Below are 20,625 nucleotides of genomic sequence, written 5' to 3' on the forward strand. Positions count from 1 at the left end.
CTGGTCGAGCCGCTCGGCGGTGCGCAGCAGATAGTCGAGCGTGCTGCCGTAGCGGCCGCGCGCCTGCGCCAGGATGCGCAGCAGCGCGGCGTCGTCGAGCCGGCCGACATGGCTGGGATGGCGCGGGGGCAGCGTGAAGGCCAGCGCCGGCAGCCGGCCCTGCGGGGTCAGGGCCTGCAGCCAGCGCGGCTGGTAGACGCCGCCGCCGGGCATCTCGCGCTCCCACAGCGCATCGAGCGTCGCATGGGCTCGCCCGGCCTCTTCCAGGTGCAGCTCGCCCCGGCAGGAACCCCCAGGCAGCAACGCGAAGACCAGGCCGGGGCAGTCCGGCGTGCCGCGGTTGACCCGCGAGCGCATCCGCAGCGCCCGGTGCCAGCCCTGCACCCGGGCCGTCAGGCATTCGACCGGCGCGAAGGCGGGCCGCCACAGCAGCGAGCCGTAGGCGAAGACCCGGAAACCGAGGCCGCGGGTCAGCAGATCATCCAGATCGTCGTGAAGGCGAGCGAGGTCCATGCGGACAGTGTCGGGGCAGTGGTGCTGTTGCCACAAGGCCGAGACGACCCCTCCCAAAGTCAAGAAAGCGTGATGTTTGTCACCGTAAACTGCCGCGTTCATCAACATCGAGGAGGTTCCGAATGAGTGACGACGATCGTGACGACAGCCGCAAGGTCGGCCTGTGGATGGTGTTCACCAGCGTGGCGGTGCTGCTGCTGGGCGTGCTGGGCTTCGCGGTGACCCGCAGCCTGAAGAGCCCGTCGGCGCCGGCCGCTCCGACGGCCGTGGCCGCGGCTTCCGGCGCGAGCGCCGAGGCCGCCGATGTGCTGGTCGACCTGACCCCGACCGGCCCGGCGCTGGCGGTGCTGTATTTCGAGACCGGCTCCGCTTCGGTGGGCGCCGAGGACGCGGCCGCGCTGGCCGAAGTCGTCAAGGCCCTGGCCGGTGATGGCGCCCGCCGCGTGCTGCTGTCGGGCTATCACGACTCGACCGGCGATCCGGCGATGAACGCCGAACTGGCCAAGCAGCGCGCCAAGGCCGTGCGCGCCGCGCTGGTGGTCGCGGGCGTGCCGCTGCAGCAGGTGCTGATGCGCAAGCCCGAGAGCACCACCGGCAGCGGCACCGACCGCGAGGCCCGTCGGGTGGAGATCCGCATCGTCGACGCGCCCTGAGTCGGCGCGCGGGTCCGACGCGCCGAACCTGATGCGCTGACGGCCTGCACAGGCCCGGCGCCGCAAATGCATGCGGCACCGGGCCTTTTTCTTGCGTGGTCAGGTGGCGAATGATTTGACGATGTAACCCGGTTACGCTGTAATCGTCCGAAAGTTTCACGGCCGTTCCAGGCCAGCCCAACGCCATGAAATCCCAGATCGCCGACATCACCGCCCGCATCCGCGAACGCAGCCAGCCGCTGCGCCAGGCCTATCTGGCGCGCACGCGTGCCATCGCTGCGCGTCCGCGCGGGGCCGACCGGATGGGCTGCGCCAACGTCGCCCACGCCTTCGCGGCGCTGCCGGGCTCGGACAAGTTCCGCGTCGTGGCCGAGAAGGCGCCCAACATCGGCGTCATCACCGCCTACAACGACATGCTGTCGGCGCACCAGCCCTATGAGGGCTTCCCGGCGCTGATCCGCGACGAGGCGCGCCGCCTCGGCGCCACGGTGCAGGTCGCCGGCGGCGTGCCTGCGATGTGCGACGGCGTCACCCAGGGCCTGCCGGGCATGGAGCTGAGCCTGTTCTCGCGCGACAACATCGCGATGGCCACCGCGGTGGGCCTGACGCACGATGTGTTCGACGCGGCGCTGCTGCTGGGCGTGTGCGACAAGATCGTGCCGGGCCTCTTGATCGGCGCGCTGCACTTCGGCCATCTGCCCTGCGTGTTCGTGCCGGCCGGGCCGATGTCGACCGGCCTGTCCAACAGCGAGAAGTCCAAGGTGCGCGAGCAGTTCGCGCAAGGCCTGGTCGGGCGCGACAAGCTGCTCGAGGCCGAGTCCGCCGCCTACCACGGCGCCGGCACCTGCACCTTCTACGGCACCGCCAACTCCAACCAGATGCTGCTGGAGGCGATGGGCCTGCACGTGCCGGGCGCCGCCTTTATCCACCCGCACGAGGGCCTGCGCGAGCAGCTCACCCGCGAGGCGGTGCGCAACGTGCTGGCCATCCGCAAGGGCGGCGCACGCTACACCCCGATCGGCGAGCTGGTCGACGAGCGCTGCATCGTCAACGCGATGGTGGCGCTGCTGGCCACCGGCGGCTCGACCAACCACCTGATCCACTGGGTGGCGGTGGCGCGCTCGGCCGGCATCGTCATCGACTGGACCGACTTCTCCGAACTGTCGGCCGCCACGCCGCTGCTGGCGCGGGTCTATCCGAACGGCAAGGCCGACGTGAACCAGTTCCAGGCTGCGGGCGGCCCCGGCTTCGTGCTGCGCGAGCTGCTCGATTCGGGCTGCTTGCACGGCGATGTGCTGACGGTGGCCGAGGGCGGCATGGCCACCTACGGCCGCGTACCGCAGTCGCAGGCCGACGGCACGCTGGCCTGGCGCGACCTGCCGGCCACCCCGATCGACGACCAGATCGTGCGCACCGCCGACGCGCCTTTCAGCGAGAGCGGCGGCCTGAAGCTGCTGGCCGGCAACCTCGGCCGCGGCGTCATGAAGGTCAGCGCCGTGCCCGAGGACCGCCATGTGGTCGAGGCGCCGGCCATCGTCTTCGACAGCCAGGAGGCGCTGCAGCAGGCCTTCAAGCGCGGCGAGCTCGAGCGCGATTTCGTCGCGGTCGTGCGCTTCCAGGGCCCGCGCGCCAACGGCATGCCGGAGCTGCACAAGCTCACGCCGCCGCTGGCGGTGCTGCAGGACAAGGGCTTCCGCGTCGCGCTGGTGACCGACGGGCGCATGAGCGGCGCGTCGGGCAAGGTGCCGGCGGCGATCCATGTCAGCCCCGAGGTGCTGGGCGGCGGTCCGCTGGGCAAGGTGCGCAGCGGCGACATCGTGCGCGTCGACGCGGTGGCCGGCACGCTCGACGCGCTGGTGGGCGCCGACGAATGGGCTGCGCGCGCCATCGAGGATCGCCCGGCCGACCTGGCCGACGACGCCGCGCACGGCCTGGGCCGTGAACTCTTCGGCGGCATGCGCCGCAACGTGCTGAGCGCCGAGGAAGGCGCCGTCACCTGGCTCTGACCGGGCCTTGAACCCTCACGAACCGCGAGTCTCCCCATGAACACCCTCGATCTGGCCGGCCACGGCCCCGTCATTCCCGTCATCGTCATCGACCGCGTCGAGGACGCGGTGCCGCTGGCCCGCGCGCTGGTCGCCGGCGGTGTCAAGGTGCTGGAGGTGACGCTGCGCACGCCGGCAGCGCTGGACTGCATCAAGGCGATGATCGCCGAGGTGCCCGAGGCCATCGTCGGCGCCGGCACGGTGCGCTCGATCGCCGACGCGCAGGCGGCCAAGGACGCCGGCTGCCAGTTCGCGGTCAGCCCGGGCTACACCCCCGAGATCGGCCGTGCCTGCCTGGACATCGGCCTGCCGCTGCTGCCGGGCGTGTCCACCGCCAGCGAGGTCATGATGGCCAATGCCGACGGCTACCGCTTCCTGAAGCTGTTCCCGGCCACCGCGGTCGGCGGCGTGAACCTGCTCAAGGCCTTCGCCAGCCCCTTCCACGATGTGGTGTTCTGCCCGACCGGCGGCATCACGCTGGAGACCGCGCCGCAGTTCCTGTCGCTGCCCAACGTGAAGGTCTGTGGCGGCTCGTGGCTGACGCCGGCCGACGCGGTCAAGACCGGCGACTGGGCGCGCATCACCCGGCTGGCGGCCGAGGCCCAGGCGCTGCGCGGCTGATCCGTCGCGCGCTGTGGACACCGGATCCGCAGCGCTTCTTCACCCGCGCTTCAGTGCGGGCGCGAGAATCAGGGCCTTCCTGTTTTCAAGGCCGGGGCCCTCCCGGTCAGGCGCCTGATGCTCATCTCTCCCCCGCCCGACGATCATGAAGACGAGGCCACGCTGCGCGAGGCCCGTGCCCTGGCGGCCTCGCGCAGCACCTGGATCAGCGTCGCGGTCAACCTGGCGCTGACGGTGCTGCAGCTGGTGGTCGGTGTGCAGGCCAAGTCCCAGGCGCTGGTGGCCGACGCGATCCACTCGCTGTCGGACCTGCTGTCGGACTTCATCGTGCTGCTGGCCGGACGGCAGAGCCGCAAGGCCGCCGACGCCGACCATCCCTACGGCCACCAGCGCTTCGAGACCGCTGCCTCGCTGGCGCTGGGTCTGCTGCTGCTGGGCGTCGGGCTGGGCATGGTCGGCTCGGCGGCGGCCCGGCTGCAGCAGCCCGCCGCGATCGAGCCGGTGGCGCCGCTGGCGCTGTGGATCGCGGTGGCCACGCTGGTGGCCAAGGAGGCGCTGTTCCGCTACCTGATGGCGGTGGCGCGCCGGGTGCGCTCGAGCATGCTGGCGGCCAATGCCTGGCACTCACGCTCGGATGCGGCGTCCTCGCTGGTGGTGGGACTGGGCATCGCGGGCAACCTGGCCGGCTATCCCCTGCTCGATCCGGTCGCGGCGCTGATCGTCGGCTTCCTGGTGGCCCGCATGGGCTGGACCTTCGGCTGGAATGCGATCAACGATCTGATGGACCGCGCGGTCGAGGCCGACCAGATCGAGGCCATTCACGCCACGCTGGCCGCCACGCCCGGCGTCATCGGGGTGCATGAACTGCGCACCCGCCGCATGGGCGACCTGATCGCGGCCGATGTGCATCTGGAGGTCGAGGCCACCCTCAGCGTCGAGGCGGGCCACGACATCGCCGTCGAGGCGCGCCGCCGTGTCATGCAGGCCCATCCGGTGCTGAGCCTGATGATCCATGTCGATCCGTGGCGGCGCCCCGACCGCGATCACGACACCGGCCCCCTGTCCGGGCGTTGAGGTCCGCGGCGGCTCAGATCAGCATCATCTGCGCCAGCCAGGAGGCCAGCACCTGCAGCAGCGGCAGCCCCAGGCCGAAGGCGAGCAGGTGAGAGGCCTGCCGATGCGGGTGCAGCAGCGGGGTGAAGGCGATCGGCACGCCCACCAGCATCACCCACGCGCCGAACAGCGACTTCTCGACGCCCGGGCTCAGGCCGGGCAGATGGATCATCAGCAGCGTCAGCAGCATCATCGCCACCCCCTGCAGCAGCACGAGCAGCCAGATGGCCTGGCGCACGGCGGGCAGGGCGATCGGTCCAAGCACGAGGTTCATCACAGGCTCCTCTGGGGTGTGGATCGGACGGGTAAGGTACCGAACCGCATTTCATGGTTGCTTTGATGATAAATGTGTAAATTTGCCGAATCCAGCGTCAGGGCTGTCAAAAAGAGCAAAGGGAGCCCCTCTGTTCATGGGGGTCGTCGCGCCGTCGGCGTGCTTGTGTGGGGGTGTCGGCAGGGCTTCGCATTTCTTCCGACAGCTTCAGTTCCGCTTCACCCCGGGCGAATGCAATGAGGGCTCCAGAAACCCTCTCATTCCTTCCGAGGACGATTCCATGACGATGCTGCGTTCCCTGTCCCTGCTGGCCGTGCTGGCCGCCTTTGCCTCCACCGCTGCCGTGGCCGGCCCGACCTGCAAGGTGCCCAAGGAGACCTGGATGAAGGAGGCCGACTTCCGCGCCAAGCTCGAGGCCGAGGGCTACAAGATCAAGAACTTCAAGGTCACCAAGGGCGAGTGCTACGAGATCTACGGCTTCGACAAGGCCGGCAAGAAGGTCGAGATCTACTTCGACCCGGCCACGGCCGCGGTGCTCGAGTCCAAGTGAGGTCAAGGTGAGCACGCTGCCGTCCGAACTGGAGCCCGACGAGGTCCGGGTGTGGGATCCGTTCGTGCGGATCTTCCACTGGGGCCTGGTGGCCTGCATCGCGCTCAACGAGTTCGTCATCGACGATGGCGAGCAGGTCCATCAGTGGATCGGCTACGCGGCCAGCGCGCTGGTGCTGGCGCGCATCGTCTGGGGCTTCGTCGGCACGCGGCATGCGCGCTTCGCCGACTTCTGGCCGACGCCGGCGCGGCTGCGAGCCCATCTGGCCGATCTGCTGGCCGGCCGCCACGGCGCGCAGGTCGGGCACAACCCGCTGGGCGCGCTGATGATGCTGGCGCTGCTGGCGGTGGTGCTGGCGCTGGGCGCCAGCGGCTGGCTGCAGACCACCGACGCCTTCTGGGGCGAGGAGTGGCTGCAGGAGCTGCATGAGGAGCTGGCCGAGGCCCTGCTGGGCCTGGCCGGCGTGCATGTGGCCGCGGCGCTGCTGATGAGCATGGTCGAGCGCACCAACCTGGTCGCCGCGATGGTCAGCGGCATCAAGCGGCGCCGACCGCACTGAGCGGCCGCCCCCCGGGCGGCCCGTGCCACGCCGCGTTCAGCGCGCGCCGTGCTCCAGCGCGAAGCTCGCGCCGTCATGCTGGGCCAGCTCGCGCTTGAGCAGCGGCAGCGACTCGGCCAGCGTCTGCTGCAGCACGAAGGGCGGGTTGATCACGAACATGCCCGAGCCCAGCATGCCGAAGCCGTCGCTGGTCGGCGCGGCCACCGTCAGGCTGGCATGCAGCCAGCCGCGGCGAGCGCCCTGGTTGGCCGCGGCCTTGAGCCGGCTGACCATTTCCCGGGGCTCCAGCCGTTGCAGCTGCGGGTACCAGACCAGGATCACCGCATCCGCGAAGCGCTCCAGGCCCTCGCGCACCGCGGTGACCACCTTGGCGTAGTCGGTCTTGATCTCGTAGGACGGGTCGATCAGCACCACCGCGCGGCGCGAGGGCGGCGGCAGGTCGGCCTTGAGCGCGCCGAAGCCGTCGCGGTTCATCACCGCGGTCTCGCGCCGCTCGGCCATCGTCTCCTGCAGCAGCGGGAAGTCGGTCGAGTGCAGCTCGTACAGGCGCATGCGGTCATCGGCGCGCAGCAGCATCTTCGCCAGCGTCGGCGAGCCGGGATAGCGCATCAGCCGGGCCGGGTCCGGGTTGAAGGACTTCACCAGGCTCACATAGTCGGCCAGGCCGGCAGGCAGGTCGTTGCGGCCCCAGAGGCGGCCGATGCCGTCGTCGTATTCGGCATGCTTGCGGGCATGGTTGCTGTCGAGGCCGTAGCCGCCGGCGCCGGCGTGGGTGTCGATCAGGGTCAGGGGCTTGTCCTTCTGCGTCATGTAGCGCAGCACCTGGGTCAGGACGAGGTGCTTGAGGACGTCGGCATGGTTGCCGGCATGAAAGGCGTGGCGATAGGCGAGCATGGCGCGATTGTCGCCGGGATCGCCGCATGAAACACCGATGTAACCGGTGACGCAAGGGTGACTGTCCGGCCCCCTGCTGCAGGCAGGTGCTTCCTAGAATGGGCCGGACGGCCCAGCCTCGGAGCCCAGGAGAAACAGCGAATGAACCGAGTCCCCACCCCTGCATCGCCCCAGTCGCTCTACCGGGACCGGCTGGGCCGGGCCGACGAGGTGATCGCCGCGCGGGTGCGCGACGGCGACACCGTGCTGGCGGCGTCCGCCGTCGGCGAGCCGCCCGAGCTGCTGCGCGCGCTGTCGGCGCGGCGTGACCGGCTCTCCGACGTGACGATCAGCCAGCTGCTGCCGCTGGCGCCGCAGGGCTACATGCAGGAGCCCGATCCGTCGCGGCTGCGGGCGCGCTCGCTGTTCCTGAGCGCGGCGATCCGCGCCGGCTTTCCCGCCGGCTGGGTCGATCAGGTGCCCTGCCATTTCTCGGAGATTCCGCGACTGATCCGCCGTGGCGAGCAGCGCTGCGATGTGGTGATGACGCTGGCCTCGCCGATGGACGAGCACGGCTTCTTCTCGATCAGCCTGAGCCCGGACTTCACGATGGCGGCGATCGAGCGTGCCCGCGAGGTGGTGCTGGAGGTCAACCCGAACGTGCCCTTCGCCTTCGGGGCCTGCCATGTGCACATCTCGCAGGTGAGCGCGCTCGTCGAGAGCAGCGCGCCGCTGCGCGAGGTCGGCCTGCCGCAGATCGACGAGGTGCAGCGCACCATCGGCGCGCATGTGGCCGGCCTGGTGCGCGACGGCGACACGCTGCAGCTGGGCTACGGCAGCATCCCGGACGCGGTGGTGACCCAGCTGCACGACAAGCGCGACCTGGGCATCCACACCGAGATGATGGGCGACGGCCTGTGGTCGCTGGTCGAGAGCGGCGCGGTCACCTGCCGGCGCAAGAACTTCATGCCCGGGCGCATCGTCGCCACCTTCGGCATGGGCACCGCGCGGCTCTACCGCGCGATGCACCGCAATCCGATGCTGGAAATGCACCCGGTCGACTTCACCAACGATCCGGCGATCGCCGGGCGCAACGACAACCTGGTCGCGATCAACGCTTCGCTGCAGATCGATCTGGCCGGGCAGTGCTGCTCGGAGAGCTTCGGGCCGACGCCGTTTTCCGGCACCGGCGGGCAGGGCGACTTCATGCGCGCGGCCAATCGCTCGGAGGGCGGGCGCGGCATCATCGTGCTGCCGTCGACCGCCCGCTCGGGCACCGTCTCGCGCATCGTGCCGGTGCTCTCGCCGGGCAGCTTCGTCTCCACCGGCAAGAACGATGTGAACCATGTCGTCACCGAGCATGGGGTGGCGCAGCTGCGCGGGCGCTCGCTGCGCGAGCGTGCCGCCGCGCTGATCGCCATCGCGCATCCGGACTTCCGCAGCGAACTGCGCGAGGCGGCGCGGCGCATGGCGCTGTTTTGACATCCCTGACCTGACAGCGGCAAAAACCGGGGGCTGATCCAGCGATCGAGGGGGGCGAGGGCTGCGAAGAATCCTCGAGCCCTCGAACGACTCCGTCCGCCCCGCCGATGAACACCCCCACCTCACTGAAGCCAGCTTTGCCGCGATCGATGCCAGCCTGATGCTGGTCGAGATCGACTTCGACGGCACGATCCGCAGCGTCAACGACTGCTTTCTCGCGCATTTCGAGAGCCGCCGCGAGGAGGTGCTGGGCCAGCCCTATCGGCATTTCTGCTCGAGCATCCGGGCCGACGAGGTCGGGGTGGACGGCGTGCTGGCCCGGCTGGCCGCCGGCGAGCCGGTGATGCGCACCTTCGAGCATGTCGGACCCCAGGCCCGCACCACCTGGATGGCGCTGTCGATGCTGCCGGTGAAGGACACACTCGGCCACGCCAGCCACGCGCTGATCCTGGCGCGCGACGTGACCGAGGCCAAGACCCAGTCGGTCGAGAACCAGTGCAAGCTCGAGGCGATCTCGCGCTCCCACGGCATCATCGAGTTCGATCTGTCGGGCAACATCCTGGATGCCAACGAGACCTTCCTGAAGCTGACCGGCTACCGGCTCGACGAGATCCGGGGCCAGCACCACCGCCTCTTCGTCGACAGCGAGGAGCAGCGCTCGCCCGAGTACCGGCAGTTCTGGCAGCGGCTGGGGCGGGGCGAGACCGCTTCGGGCGAGTACCTGAGGTTTGGGCGCAATGGCCGTCGCCTCTGGATCCAGGCCAGCTACAACCCGATTCTCTCGCCGGACGGTCAGCCGGCCAAGGTCATCAAGTACTGCAGCGACATCACCGAGAGCAAGCTCAAGGCGGTCGAGACCCAGGTGATGATGTCGGCGGTTTCCGCCACCAGCTGCGTGCTGGTGCTGGACCGGGAGGGCATCATCCTGTCGGTCAACGAGGGCATGAGCCGGGCCCTGTCCACCCCGTCAGAGGATCTGGTCGGACGACATGAAAGCTGCATCCTGTTCGAGGAGGATGCCCGCAGCGTCGACTACGAGGCGATGTGGCAGGGCCTGCGGGCCGGACGCATGGCGCAGGGCGCATTCCGCCGGCGCGCAGCGGGCGGGCGCGAGGTCTGGTTTTCCTCGACGCGCAGCCCGGTCACCGGCATCGACGGCACCTTGCAGAAAGTGCTGGTCGTGGCCCAGGACATCACCCAGGATCAGCTCTCGCGGCTCGATGCCGCGGGCAAGCTCGGTGCGATCGATCGTGCCCAGGCGGTGATCGAGTTCGACCTGCAGGGCCATGTGCTGCAGGCCAACGACAACTTCCTGCGCCTGTTCGGCTACAAGGCCGAGGACATCATCGGGCGCCATCACCGCATGTTCGTGGCCCCGGCCGAGGTCAGCTCGAGCGAGTACCAGATCTTCTGGGAGCGGCTGTCGCGCGGCGAGTATTTCGCCGACGAGTACAAGCGCATCGGCCGGGACGGGCGCGAGATCTGGATCCAGGCCACCTACAACCCGATCCTCGACCGGCGCGGCCATCCGGTGAAGGTGGTCAAGTTCGCCAGCGACGTGACCGAGGCCAAGCTGCGCAATGCCGAGTTCGTCGCCAAGGTCCAGGCCATCGACCTGGGCCAGGCGGTGATCGAGTTCGATCTCGACGGCCGGGTGCTGAGCGCCAACCGCAATTTCCTCGCCGCGATGGGCTACACGCTGCGCGAGATCCAGGGCATGCACCACAGCATGTTCTGCACGCCCGAATACACCCAGGGCGAGGAATACCGCGACTTCTGGCTGAAACTGGGCGAGGGCCAGTTCCTCAGCGGCCGCTTCCACCGGGTGGGCAAGTACAACCGCGATGTCTGGATCCAGGCGACCTATAACCCGATTCTCGACCTCAACGGCCGGGTGGTGAAGATCGTCAAGTACGCCTTCGACGTGACCAAGGAGGTGCAGCTGGAAAAGCGCATCGCCGCCAAGTCGGCCGAGATGAGCGAGAGCGTGGCCAGCCTGGCCGCCAGCATCACCGAGATCGCGCGCAACTCCGGCGTTGCCGCCGAGATGGCCGGCGATGCCGCCTGTGCCGCCCAGGGCGGCTTCACGGCGCTGCAGAAGTCGATCGAGACCATCGGCAGCATCCAGGCCAGCTCGGTGCGGGTCTCCGAGATCGTGCGTGTCATCGGCGAGATCGCCAGCCAGACCAATCTGCTGGCCTTCAATGCCGCGATCGAGGCGGCGCGCGCCGGCCAGCACGGCGTGGGCTTCTCGGTGGTGGCCGGCGAGGTGCGCAAGCTCGCCGAGCGCAGCTCGGTGGCCGCGCGCGAGATCGCCAAGCTGATCGAGGAGTCGGTGATGCAGGTCGGCCTGGGCGCGGAGGTCAGCAAGGAGGCTGCACGCAGCTTCGAGGGCATCATGAGCAGCGTCGGGCGCACCCGCACCAGCGTGTCCGAGATCGCGCAGGCCACCGAGGGCCAGCGGCGTCTGGCCGGCGAGGTCTCCGGGCTGATCGTCTCGCTGACCGGATCGGTCAAGTCGTGAGCGGCATCGATCCGGCCGGCGACTTCGGCGGCCTGCGGATCGGCGGGCTGCAGCTGGCGCTGCCGATGAGCGCGCTGCGCGAGGTCGTGCCCTGCGGCCGGCTCGAGCGTCTGCCGGCACGGGCCGAGGGGCTGCTCGGCGCGATCGACCTGCGTGGCGTGCTGGTGCCGGTGCTGGATCTGCGGCCGCTGATCGGGCTGGCCGCCGATCCGCTCGACTGGCCCTGCGTCGTGCTGGTGATCCATGACGGCCTGATCCTGGGCCTGCTGTGCGAGGGCGTGACGGGCGTGTTCCGCAGCGAGGGCCAGCGCCTGAACCGTGCGGCGCAGGACGGGCTGATGGCCGGCAGCCTGCGCCGCGCCGATGACGGCAGCCTGCTCAGCGTGCTGTCGCCGGCGGCGCTGCTGGCGCTGCCGGGGCTGCCGCGCGTCGAGGATCCGGAGCCGCAGCGCCAGCGGGTGCATGACGGCAGCATCGGCGACGAGCCGCTGGCCTCCGGCCTGCCGATGCTGCTGCTGCTGTGCGGCCGCGTGCCGCTGGCGCTGCCGGCGATGGCGGTGCATGCGACGCTGCCCTCGCCGCAGGTGTGTGCCTCGGTGCTGGCCGGATCCGGTGCCTGCGTCGGCGTGCTCGAGCATGCGGGCGAGGAGGTGCCGGTGGTCGATCTGCCGGCGCTGTGCGGGCTCGGCCGGCTGGAGCGCCCGGCAGGTGCGCTGCAGCAGGCCTTCCTGATGCGGCTCGAGGCGGGGCTGGTGGCTTTCCTGATCGATCGGGTGCTCGATGTGGTGCGTGTCGATGACGACGCGGTGCTGCCGGTGCCGGCGTTCGCGCTGCCGCGGCGCGAGCTGTTCGAGGGGGGGCTGGTCATCCAGGCGCTGACCGACGAGGTGCGCGCGCTGCTGCCATCTTCGGTGCAGCAGTTCCTGGTGCTGAGCCCGCAGGGGCTGCAGGGCCATGCTGGTCTGCAGGCGCTGGCCGCCAGCGGCCGGCCGGTGGCGGCGCTGCGCGGGGTCGATACATCGCTGGCGATGGATGGCGCGGCCACCGCCGCCCTGCAGGCCGCCGGCCAGCGCGCGATGGTGACCTACCAGCTCGGCCGCGAGGTGGCCACCCCGATCGGCCAGATCCGCGAGATCCTGCCTTTCGGCTGCGAGATCGCGGTGCTCGAGGTGGGCGGCGCGATGCTCGGGCTGGTCGCGCACCGCGGCCGATCGATTCCGGTGATGTGCCTGAGCCGGCTGCATGGCCTGCCGCCACCGGAGGTCGGTCCGGCGGTCAGCGTGCTGGTGGTCGAGGCCGATGCGGGCGAGCAGCTGGGCTTCGCGGTGCCGATGCTGCGCAGCATCGAGCCCGCCGACTGGGAGCCCGCGCTGCCGGCGCTGGGCGACAGCCGCGACCCGCTGACGCAGGCGATCCACTCGCGCCAGCTGGTGCAGGTCGGGCAAGGCGATTCACGCCGCATGCTGCAGGTGGTCGATCTGCAGCGCATTGCCCGGGCGCTGCAGCAGCGCGTGGCCTGAACCGCCTCACTGCGGATCGTCGCCGCGCATCAGCGCCAGCAGCTCCTGCGGCGCCAGCGGGGCCTGGGCCGGTCCGTCGCCGCCGTCGAGCACCTGCGCGGCCAGCTCGCGCTTGTCGTGGTGCAGCGCGACGATGCGCTCCTCCAGCGTGCCCTGGCGCACCAGCCGGTAGACGGTGACCGGGCGCTGCTGGCCGATGCGGTGCGCGCGGCCCGAGGCCTGGTCCTCGGCGGCCGGGTTCCACCACGGGTCGGCGATCACCACATAGTCGGCCGCGGTCAGGTTCAGGCCGAAGCCGCCGGCCTTCAGGCTGATCAGGAAGAAGTCGCCCTCGCCGTCCTGGAAGGCGGCGACACGGCGGCTTCGCTCGGCCGCAGGCGTGGCGCCATCCAGGTACTGGTGGCTCAGGCCGGCCTCGTCGAGCGTGGCGCGCAGCAGCTGCAGGAAGTCGACGAACTGGCTGAAGACCAGCGTGCGGTGGCCGTTGGCGGCCAGCTCGCGCGCCAGGTCGCCGAAGGCACGCACCTTGGCGCCGGCCAGCGACAGCTCCGGCGTGACCAGGCGCGGATCGCAGGCGGCGCGGCGCAGCCGGGTCAGCTGCGCCAGCAGGTGGAGCTGGGCGCTGCCGCTGCCGGCATCGCCCTGCAGCGCCTCCTCGGCCTCCTTCAGCGCCTGGCGGCGCAGGGCCTCGTAGTGCGCCTGCTCGGCCGGCTCGGCCTCGACCGGCAGGATCAGCTCGGTGCGCGGCGGCAGGTCTTCCAGCACCTGCGACTTGGTGCGGCGCAGGATGAAGGGCCCGACCAGCCGGCGCAGCGTGCGCTGGCGGCCGCGGTGGCGGTCGCGCTCGATCGGCACCGCGAAGCGCTCCGAGAACTGCGCCTGCGTGCCCAGCAGGCCCGGATTGCAGATCTGCATGATCGACCACAGCTCGGCCAGCCGGTTCTCGATCGGCGTGCCCGACAGCGCCAGCCGGAAGTCCGCGCGCAGCGCATGCACCGCCTGGCTGCGCCGTGCCGCGGCGTTCTTGACCGCCTGCGCCTCGTCGAGCACCAGCGTGTGCCAGTCGCGGCCGGCAAAGCCCTCGGCGTCGAGCTGCAGCAGCGTGTACGACACCAGCAGCACCTCGTTCGGGCCGGCGGCCATGCGCAGCGCCTCGCGCTCGGCCGGCGGCGTCGCGCCGAAGTCGCTCAGGCGCAGCGCCGGCGCGAAGCGGTGCGCCTCGGCCAGCCAGTTGCCGATCAGCGAGGTCGGCGCCACCACCAGCGCCGCGCCGCCGCGCCCGCGCGCCAGCAGCACCGCCAGCGCCTGCAGCGTCTTGCCCAGGCCCATGTCGTCGGCCAGGATCGCGCCCAGACCGGCGCCGGCGCGGCGCATCGCCCACTCGAAGCCTTCCTGCTGATAGGGCCGCAGCTCGGCCTGCAGCGTGCCGGGCAGGCGCGGCACCTGGCGCTCGAGCCGCGCCAGCCGCTCGACGCGCTCGCGAAAGCGCGCATCGGTCTCGAGCCGGCTGCCCTCGAGCGTCTGTTCCAGCCACGGCGCGGCCAGCGGCGTCAGCCGTGCGGCGTCCTGGCGGATCTCGGCCACGCCGGCCATCTCCTCGAGCCGGCCGCGCAGCTCCTCGGTCAGCGCCAGATAGCGGCCGTCGCCCATCGGCACGAAGCGGCTGCGCCGCGTGCGGCTCCAGTCGAGCAGCCGCCCGAGGCTGAAGACCAGCTGCTCGTCGATCTCGACGCCGCCGTCGAGCGCCAGCCAGTCCTGACCGCTGCGCACCCGCACCTTGAGCTGCTGCAGTCCGGCGCCGTCGACCTGGATCGGGCGGCCGCGCGGCCAGTCCAGCGCCTCGACCGCCTGCAGCGTGTGCAGCCGCTCGAGCAGCGCCAGCGCCAGCTCGGGCTCGGCCACCGACCAGCGCGCCGGCGCCCCGTCGGGCAGCGGCTCGAGCATCGGGCAGGCCTCCAGCACCCGCTCCAGGTGATCGCGCTCGCGCGCCAGATCGCGCCGCGTCGCGCGCGGCGTGCCGCCGCTGGAGGCGGCGATCAGCCGCACCCGGCCCTGGCCGGGTTCCAGCCGCGGTCCCTCGGCGCCCAGCGGGGCCACCGCGAGCCGCAGCGCCAGCCCGTCGCCCTCGGGCGTGAGCTCGGCACGCAGCCGCGTCTCGGCCTCGACTTCCTGCGCCTGCGCGGGCGCCGCGCCGTCCGGGCCGGTCGCGCCGGCGCTGTCGCTCTGGATGCGGAAATGCGCGCCCAGGCCACGCAGCACCTCGTCGAGCTGCGCCATCGCCTCGTGCGGCACCTCCAGGCCGGTGCCGATGAGCTGCGCGGCGCGCTTCTGCGCCGCGCTGAAGCGCACCACCCGCGCCCGGTCCGGCCCGTCGCGCAGCACGGTGGTCAGCAGCAGCTGCTCGGCCTCGCGCTGGTCGGCGGCGTTGATGATCGGCAGCTGCGGCTCGCTGCGGTCGGCCTGCGGGTCGCACCAGCGCGGCGGCGGCAGCAGCGTGACCCGCAGCCGCGCGCCCAGGTCGGTCACGTCGATCTCGGCCGGTGTCTCGGTCAGGCTCACGTTCACGCCGGGCGTGTCGTCGAACTCGATCAGCGGATGGCCGACCAGCGCGACGATGGCCTGGGCCAGATCGAGGCGCTGGCCGCCGCGCTCATGCACGCTGGCGCGGATGCAGCGCACCAGCCGCAGGTCCTGCGGCGGCAGGCTGTCGTCGCGCAGCAGCCGGGACAGCGGCAGCTCGCGCGGCTTGCCCCAGCCGCGCGGGCCCTGGCGCTGCTCCATCGGCTGGATGGCCTCCAGCGCGCCGTGCGGGTTGACCGACAGCACCCACACCAGGCGCGTGGCGTGGCCGGCGCTTTCCGGGCGCGCCGCGCTGTCCTGGCCGAGCCGGGCCAGCTCGTCGAGCGCGCGCTGCCAGGCGGGCTGGTGCAGCGACGCGCCGGTGATGAAGGGCCGCTCGGGCGTGCGTCCCTCCAGCACCGCCAGCGCCGACTCCATCAGCCCGGCCAGCAGCGTCAGGCCGCACTGGTGCAGGCGGGTGATCGTCTCCAGCGCGATCGTGCGCTCGGCCGGGGCGAGGGCGGGATCGCTGGCCGGATCATGCAGCCAGGCCCGGCCGATCCAGCTGGCCAGATCGTCCGTGTGCAGGTGCGGCGGCCGGCTGCGGATCGGCAGCGCACGCGGATCGCGGCGCTCCTCGCCCTGGCGCATGCGGATCGCCAGCGCCAGCAGGCCCCAGAGGCTGTCGGTGCCGGCCTGGCGGCGGCCGCTCTCGGTCAGGCAGAACTTCTGCGCCTGCGTCAGCGATGCGGGTGTGCCCTGCGCCATCAGCGCCAGCACATGGCCGAGCGCGAGCCAGGCCGGCAGCAGCTCCTTGCGCAGGCCGGTGACGCGGCGCAGGCCCTCCAGCGCGGTGCTGTAGTGCCGGGTCGCCTCGGCCCAGCGGCCGGCCGCCATCGACCGCAGGCCGGCATGGGCCTCGAGCAGCGCCGGCATCAGGTCCGTGGCTGGATCGACCGGCTCGACCGGGGGCAGCGGCGGGTCGTCGGGCAGCTGCGCCAGCAGCCGCCATTCCTCGATGGCCATCGGCAGCGAGTGGCCCGACAGCAGCGCCATCAGGGCCGGATCGCGGCCGGCCTCGCTCAGCAGCGTGTCGACCAGCTCGCGCATCGGCAGCCCGTCCGGACAGCTCCAGCGGCGCAGGCGCAGCTCCAGGCAGGACTGCAGCGCCTCCATGCGCATCAGCGGATGCAGCCGCATCAGCAGCGTGGTGTCCAGGCGGTCGAACAGCGCACGCTCGAGCACGGCCTGCCATTCCAGCCCCCAGCCGCAGCGCAGCCGCAGCGGCTCGAGCTGCTCAGGCGGGGCGCCGCAGAACAGCGTCAGCCGCACTGCGGCGCAGGCCGCATCCATGTTGACGAAGGGCACGATGCGCACCCGGCCACCGAAGGGCAGGGACACCTCGCCCAGGCCGTCGACCTCGGCCAGTGCCTGGGCCAGCCGCTCGGGCGTGTCGCGCGCCAGCCCGCTCAGCCAGGCGGCGGTGTGCAGCTCGGGCGGCACCGCCCAGTAGCCGCTGCGGCTCGGGTGAGCGGCCAGCCGGCCCTGTGCGGCCAGCTCGTCGACCGCGCGGCGCACCGCGTCGCCGGTGGGGGGGCGGCCCTTGTCGGTGAGCCAGCTGGCGGCCTGCAGGAACTTGTGGATGACGGCGCGCTGCCGGTGGCCGGTCAGCACGGCCAGCGCCTGCAGCACATCGCGCTGCAGCGGCGTCAGATCCTCGGGAAGCGCAACGGGGGTGGGGGGCACGGCATTCATCGGGGCCCGATTGTGCCGCTGTGGTGGCGACGGTCGCGCCGGGGGCTTCAGGTGCCGCGCTGGATCAGCTCGATCTTGTAGCCGTCCGGATCGGTGATGAAGGCGATCACGGTGCTGCCGCCCTGGACCGGACCGGCCTCGCGGGTGACCGCACCGCCCAGCGCCTGCGCGCGCTCGCGCACCGCCGCGCAGGTGGCGGCGGCATCTTCCACGCCGACGGCGATGTGGCCGTAGGCGCTGCCCAGCTCGTAGCGGTCGACGCCGTGGTTGTAGGTCAGCTCCAGCTCGGCATGCTCGGGGTTGCTGCCGTAGCCGAGAAAGGCCAGGTCGTATTTCTGCTCCGGCCGGTGCGTGGTGCGCAGCAGCGTCATGCCCATCACCTGGGTGTAGAAGTCGATCGAGCGCTGCAGGTCGCCGACGCGCAGCATGGTGTGGAGGATTCTCATCGTGAAAGACCCGGGTTCATGAGGGAGGCAGCCGGCGCAGGGCCTGGCGGGCCTGTCGCAGCAGCGGACGCAGGGCGCCACGCTGGCCGTGCCGAGCGTAGCGCCATTGCCCCAGGTCCTGCAGCCGTGTGGCCAAGGGCTCGCCGGCGGCGCCCCAGCGCTGGCGCACCTGCTGCGCCAGGGTGTCGGGGCCGTGATGCTCGGCCACCGGCAGGCCGCGCCGGCGCAGGCCCTCGCGCAGCTGCGCCTGGCCCTGGCGCCACAGCCGGTCCGGATCGCGCCGGCGCAGCGGGCCGATCAGCATCAGCGCGCCGACCAGCGCGAAGCCGCCGATCAGTCCGGCCAGCAGCCGCGCCAGCGTGGTGGCGTCGGGCATCTGCCAGCCCAGCGAGCGCGCCAGATCGCGCTGGCCCTGGCTGCCGTAGCCCAGCACCCACTGGTTCCAGCGGTGGTCGGCCGCGCTCCACAGCGCGCGCATGCGCTCGAGCAGCAGCGGATCGAGCGCGGCGAAGGTGTCGGCGATCGCGCCGCCACCGCCGCCGGCGCGTGCCGGCTGCAGGATGCGCTCGGGCGCCACCGCCGCGGTCGGATCGATGCGCACCCAGCCGCGGCGCGGGTCGTGGTATTCGGCCCAGGCATGCGCATCGCTCTGGCGCACCTCCAGCATGCCGTTGACCGGATTGATCCGGCCGCCCTGGTAGCCGGTGATCAGCCGTGCCGGCACGCCGACAGCCCGCATCGCGATGACGAAGGCGCTGGCGTAGTGCTCGCAGAAGCCGCTGCGCCGGTCGAGCCAGAACTCGTCGACTGGCTCGGGGCCGCTTTCGCCCGGGGCGAGCGTGTAGACATAGGGCTGGCGGCGGATGTGGTCGAGCAGCTGCTGCGCGGCGCGGGCCGGCTCGTGGCGGGCCCGGCCGTCCGCATCGAGCTGCGCCTGTGCCCAGGCCCGGGTGCGCGGATGGCGGCCGTCCGGCAGCGCCAGATCCTGGCGCAGCGCGGGGGGCGGTTCGGCGGGCCCGGGCGTGCCGGCGCCTGTACCTGTGCCCGCACCGGCCGGTGTGCGGTGCAGCGGCATGTCGAGCACCGCCTGCGCCTGGACCTGCAGCCGCCCGGCCAGCGGTCGGTCGGCCATCCAGGCGCCGTCGCGGTGGCGCAGCCAGCGGGGATGGCCTTCGGCAGGCAAAGGCGCGAAGCGCGCCCGCTCCAGCAGCGGCAGGGTGCTGATGTTCAGCGGCTCCACCGTCATGCGGTAGCGCAGCAGCGGTGCACCTGGCGCCGGGGCCGGCGCCGGCTCGCCGGTCAGGCCCGGCCGCATGCGCCAGCCGCTGCCGTCGGGGTCGGCCAGCACCGGGCCGCGAAAATAGCGCAGCTCCGGCGGCGGCGGCTCGCCGTCGAACTGCACCCGCAGCGCCGGGCTGTCGTCCTGCGCCAGCTCGGCCACCTGGCCGAGCTGCAGCCGGTCGGACAGGCCGGTGCGGCCGGTGCCGTCCGCAGGCAGGCTCCACAGCGGCGCGACCCGCGGGAAGAGCAGGAAGAGCAGCACGATCAGCGGCAGCCCGGTCAGCAGCAGCCGCGCGGCCAGGCCGAGCGCGAGCGTCAGCGGCGGGCGGTCCTCGGGCATGTGCGCCAGCACCAGGGCGGCCAGCAGGGTCCAGACCGAGATGCCCATCGCCAGCGCGGTCAGCAGCGACTGCGAGTGCAGGAAGCTCGCCAGCACCAGGAAGAAGCCGAGAAAGAACACGACGGTGGCATCGCGCCGGGCGCGCAGCTCCAGCGTCTTCAGCGCCGCCAGCACCACCAGCAGCGTCAGTCCGGCCGACTTGCCCAGCAGCGTCTGATGGCTCAGCATCGTGCCCAGCGAGGCACCCACCAGCGCCAGCAGCAGCAGCCAGCGCGAGGGCAGCGCCGCGCCACGCCAGGCCAGCCGCGCCCGCCAGGCCAGCGCCGCATAGGCCAGGGCCGAGCACCAGGCCGGCACCTGGGTGATCTGCGGCAGCAGGGTCCAGGCCAGCACCGCGAGCAGGAACAGGGTGTCGCGGGTCTCGCGCGGGCGGCTGTCGATCGCGACGGCCAGGGCGGGCGGCAGCAGGTTCATCGCCCCGTTCCCGGCCAGAGCGCCAGCGCGTCGAGCGCGGCGCGCCGCTGTGCCGCGCCGCTGCCCGCGCCGATGTGCAGCGCGCCGAGCACCAGCTCCCAGCGGCGCTGCTGCAGCTCGGCCTCCAGCACCCAGGCGCAGAGCCGGCGCAGCCGGGCTTCGTCGTCGAGGCCGGCCAGCTGCGCCGCCTCCAGCCGCAGCTCGCGGCCCGGCTCGGGCCGCGGCGGCGGGTCGCGCACCAGCAGCGTGCCGCCGCCGGCCAGGCTGCGCGCCGACTGCTTCCACAGCACCTGCGAGGGCCGGTCGCCGCGTCGCCAGGCGCGCATGCCGCTCTCGCCGTCCTCCGCGCCGGGCCGGGCCAGACGGCGCGGACCGGGATCGCCGTGATCGAGCGGCTCGGGCAGCGGCGGCGCGTCCGGCTCGGGCGCTGGCCAGACCAGCGGCTCGCGCGCGATGCGCCACACCGCCCAGGCGCGGAACAGGCCCAGCGGAAAGCGGCTTTCGATCTCCAGCGGCGGCAGTGTCTGCGCGCCGCGCCGCGGGGTCGGGCGTTCGAGCCGCACGGTGACCGAGCCACCCTCGGGCACACCGGTGCTGCGCGGGGCTGCTGCGTCGGTGCCGGTTTCGGTGCCGGCCGGCTCGCGCCAGCGCAGCAGGATGCCGTGGCGGCCGAAGCGCCATGGCCGGCGGGCGGGATGGCGGTCGTCCAGGCGGATCTGCAGCTCCAGGCGCTCGCCGGCGAAGACCGGCTCGGCGCTCACCAGCTCCAGCTCCAGCCCGCGCAGCGCCGCATGGGTGGCATGCAGCGCGACCAGCCCGGCGCTGGCCAGCGAGAAGGTCAGCAGATGGCCGAGATTGAGCTGGTAGTTGATCGAGGCCAGCAGCAGCGCCAGCAGCAGCAGCGCGAACAGCCAGCCCGAGGCGGTCGGCAGGATGTAGAGATTGCGCTGGGTGAGCGCCAGCCGGTCGGTGCGTGGCTGGCGGGCCTCGCGCCAGTCGTGCACCCGTCGCTGGAGCGTCGCGCCGATGCGGCCAGGGCGCAT

General features: G+C 72.1%; 15 protein-coding genes and 1 pseudogene. 9 read left to right on the forward strand and 7 right to left on the reverse strand.

All coding sequences use genetic code 11. From position 1 onward, the window contains the following. Window positions 1–21 precede the first annotated feature (21 nt). A pseudogene (locus NFT33_RS03000) lies at window positions 22–621 on the reverse strand (gamma-glutamylcyclotransferase); the annotation flags it as partial. Between the two features lie 14 nt (window positions 622–635). On the opposite strand from NFT33_RS03000, the gene NFT33_RS03005 reads away from it, so the two are divergent. The 4 genes from NFT33_RS03005 to NFT33_RS03020 all read left to right on the forward strand — a co-directional run bounded on the left by NFT33_RS03005 (window position 636) and on the right by NFT33_RS03020 (window position 4,906). Beyond that, window positions 636–1,166, forward strand: a complete 531-nt coding sequence (locus NFT33_RS03005) for an OmpA family protein (RefSeq protein WP_251673077.1) — start codon at window positions 636–638, stop codon at window positions 1,164–1,166. A 185-nt stretch (window positions 1,167–1,351) separates the two neighbouring features. Then, a complete protein-coding gene (gene edd, locus NFT33_RS03010; RefSeq protein ID WP_251673079.1) occupies window positions 1,352–3,172 on the forward strand; it encodes a phosphogluconate dehydratase in 1,821 nt (606 codons plus the stop codon). Between the two features lie 36 nt (window positions 3,173–3,208). Beyond that, entirely contained in the window at window positions 3,209–3,832 is a 624-nt protein-coding gene (locus tag NFT33_RS03015; RefSeq protein ID WP_251673081.1) for a bifunctional 4-hydroxy-2-oxoglutarate aldolase/2-dehydro-3-deoxy-phosphogluconate aldolase, read from the forward strand. Between the two features lie 117 nt (window positions 3,833–3,949). Continuing rightward, a complete protein-coding gene (locus tag NFT33_RS03020) occupies window positions 3,950–4,906 on the forward strand; it encodes a cation diffusion facilitator family transporter (RefSeq protein WP_251673083.1) in 957 nt (318 codons plus the stop codon). Window positions 4,907–4,919: 13 nt separating this feature from the next. On the opposite strand, the gene NFT33_RS03025 is transcribed toward NFT33_RS03020, so the two are convergent. Continuing rightward, window positions 4,920–5,219 carry a hypothetical protein gene (locus NFT33_RS03025; RefSeq protein WP_251673086.1) on the reverse strand — a complete coding sequence of 100 codons (300 nt, stop codon included), beginning with the start codon at window positions 5,217–5,219 and terminating at the stop codon, window positions 4,920–4,922. Window positions 5,220–5,499: 280 nt separating this feature from the next. On the opposite strand from NFT33_RS03025, the gene NFT33_RS03030 reads away from it, so the two are divergent. Together NFT33_RS03030 and NFT33_RS03035 are read left to right on the forward strand one after the other, a co-directional pair. Next, complete coding sequence (locus tag NFT33_RS03030; protein WP_375139024.1) at window positions 5,500–5,769, forward strand: PepSY domain-containing protein; 270 nt, start codon at window positions 5,500–5,502, stop codon at window positions 5,767–5,769. A 7-nt stretch (window positions 5,770–5,776) separates the two neighbouring features. Then, window positions 5,777–6,328 (forward strand): cytochrome b/b6 domain-containing protein, encoded by a 552-nt coding sequence (locus NFT33_RS03035; protein WP_246607001.1) that lies wholly within the window; start codon window positions 5,777–5,779, stop codon window positions 6,326–6,328. A 36-nt stretch (window positions 6,329–6,364) separates the two neighbouring features. Here the strand turns inward: NFT33_RS03035 and NFT33_RS03040 are convergent, their stop codons facing one another. Next, on the reverse strand, window positions 6,365–7,222 hold the full coding sequence (locus NFT33_RS03040) for a 23S rRNA (adenine(2030)-N(6))-methyltransferase RlmJ (RefSeq protein WP_220785245.1): 858 nt from the start codon (window positions 7,220–7,222) through the stop codon (window positions 6,365–6,367). Window positions 7,223–7,363: 141 nt separating this feature from the next. Here NFT33_RS03040 and NFT33_RS03045 point away from each other — a divergent pair, with 141 nt between their 5' ends. The 3 genes from NFT33_RS03045 to NFT33_RS03055 all read left to right on the forward strand — a co-directional run bounded on the left by NFT33_RS03045 (window position 7,364) and on the right by NFT33_RS03055 (window position 12,727). Further along, the gene (locus NFT33_RS03045; RefSeq protein WP_149503197.1) at window positions 7,364–8,683 is read left to right on the forward strand and encodes an acetyl-CoA hydrolase/transferase family protein; all 1,320 of its coding nucleotides are present in this window, start codon (window positions 7,364–7,366) and stop codon (window positions 8,681–8,683) included. Window positions 8,684–8,843: 160 nt separating this feature from the next. Then, a complete protein-coding gene (locus NFT33_RS03050) occupies window positions 8,844–11,207 on the forward strand; it encodes a methyl-accepting chemotaxis protein (protein ID WP_251673088.1) in 2,364 nt (787 codons plus the stop codon). Then, window positions 11,204–12,727 (forward strand): chemotaxis protein CheW, encoded by a 1,524-nt coding sequence (locus tag NFT33_RS03055; RefSeq protein ID WP_251673090.1) that lies wholly within the window; start codon window positions 11,204–11,206, stop codon window positions 12,725–12,727. The genes NFT33_RS03050 and NFT33_RS03055 overlap by 4 nt, the downstream gene beginning before the upstream one ends. 6 nt (window positions 12,728–12,733) lie before the next feature. Here the strand turns inward: NFT33_RS03055 and NFT33_RS03060 are convergent, their stop codons facing one another. Genes NFT33_RS03060 through NFT33_RS03075 form a run of 4 tightly spaced genes read right to left on the reverse strand, consistent with a single transcriptional unit; the run spans window position 12,734 to window position 20,625 of the window. Continuing rightward, window positions 12,734–17,041, reverse strand: a complete 4,308-nt coding sequence (locus tag NFT33_RS03060) for a DEAD/DEAH box helicase (RefSeq protein ID WP_251673092.1) — start codon at window positions 17,039–17,041, stop codon at window positions 12,734–12,736. Between the two features lie 47 nt (window positions 17,042–17,088). Next, entirely contained in the window at window positions 17,089–17,487 is a 399-nt protein-coding gene (gene gloA, locus NFT33_RS03065) for a lactoylglutathione lyase (RefSeq protein WP_149503202.1), read from the reverse strand. A 16-nt stretch (window positions 17,488–17,503) separates the two neighbouring features. Further along, a complete protein-coding gene (locus tag NFT33_RS03070; RefSeq protein WP_251673094.1) occupies window positions 17,504–19,582 on the reverse strand; it encodes a transglutaminase TgpA family protein in 2,079 nt (692 codons plus the stop codon). After that, a complete protein-coding gene (locus NFT33_RS03075) occupies window positions 19,579–20,625 on the reverse strand; it encodes a DUF58 domain-containing protein (RefSeq protein ID WP_251673096.1) in 1,047 nt (348 codons plus the stop codon). The genes NFT33_RS03070 and NFT33_RS03075 overlap by 4 nt, the downstream gene beginning before the upstream one ends.

The sequence above is a fragment of the Sphaerotilus sp. FB-3 genome (assembly GCF_023706025.1).
In the GTDB taxonomy this organism is placed as follows: Bacteria; Pseudomonadota; Gammaproteobacteria; order Burkholderiales; family Burkholderiaceae_C; genus Sphaerotilus; species Sphaerotilus sulfidivorans.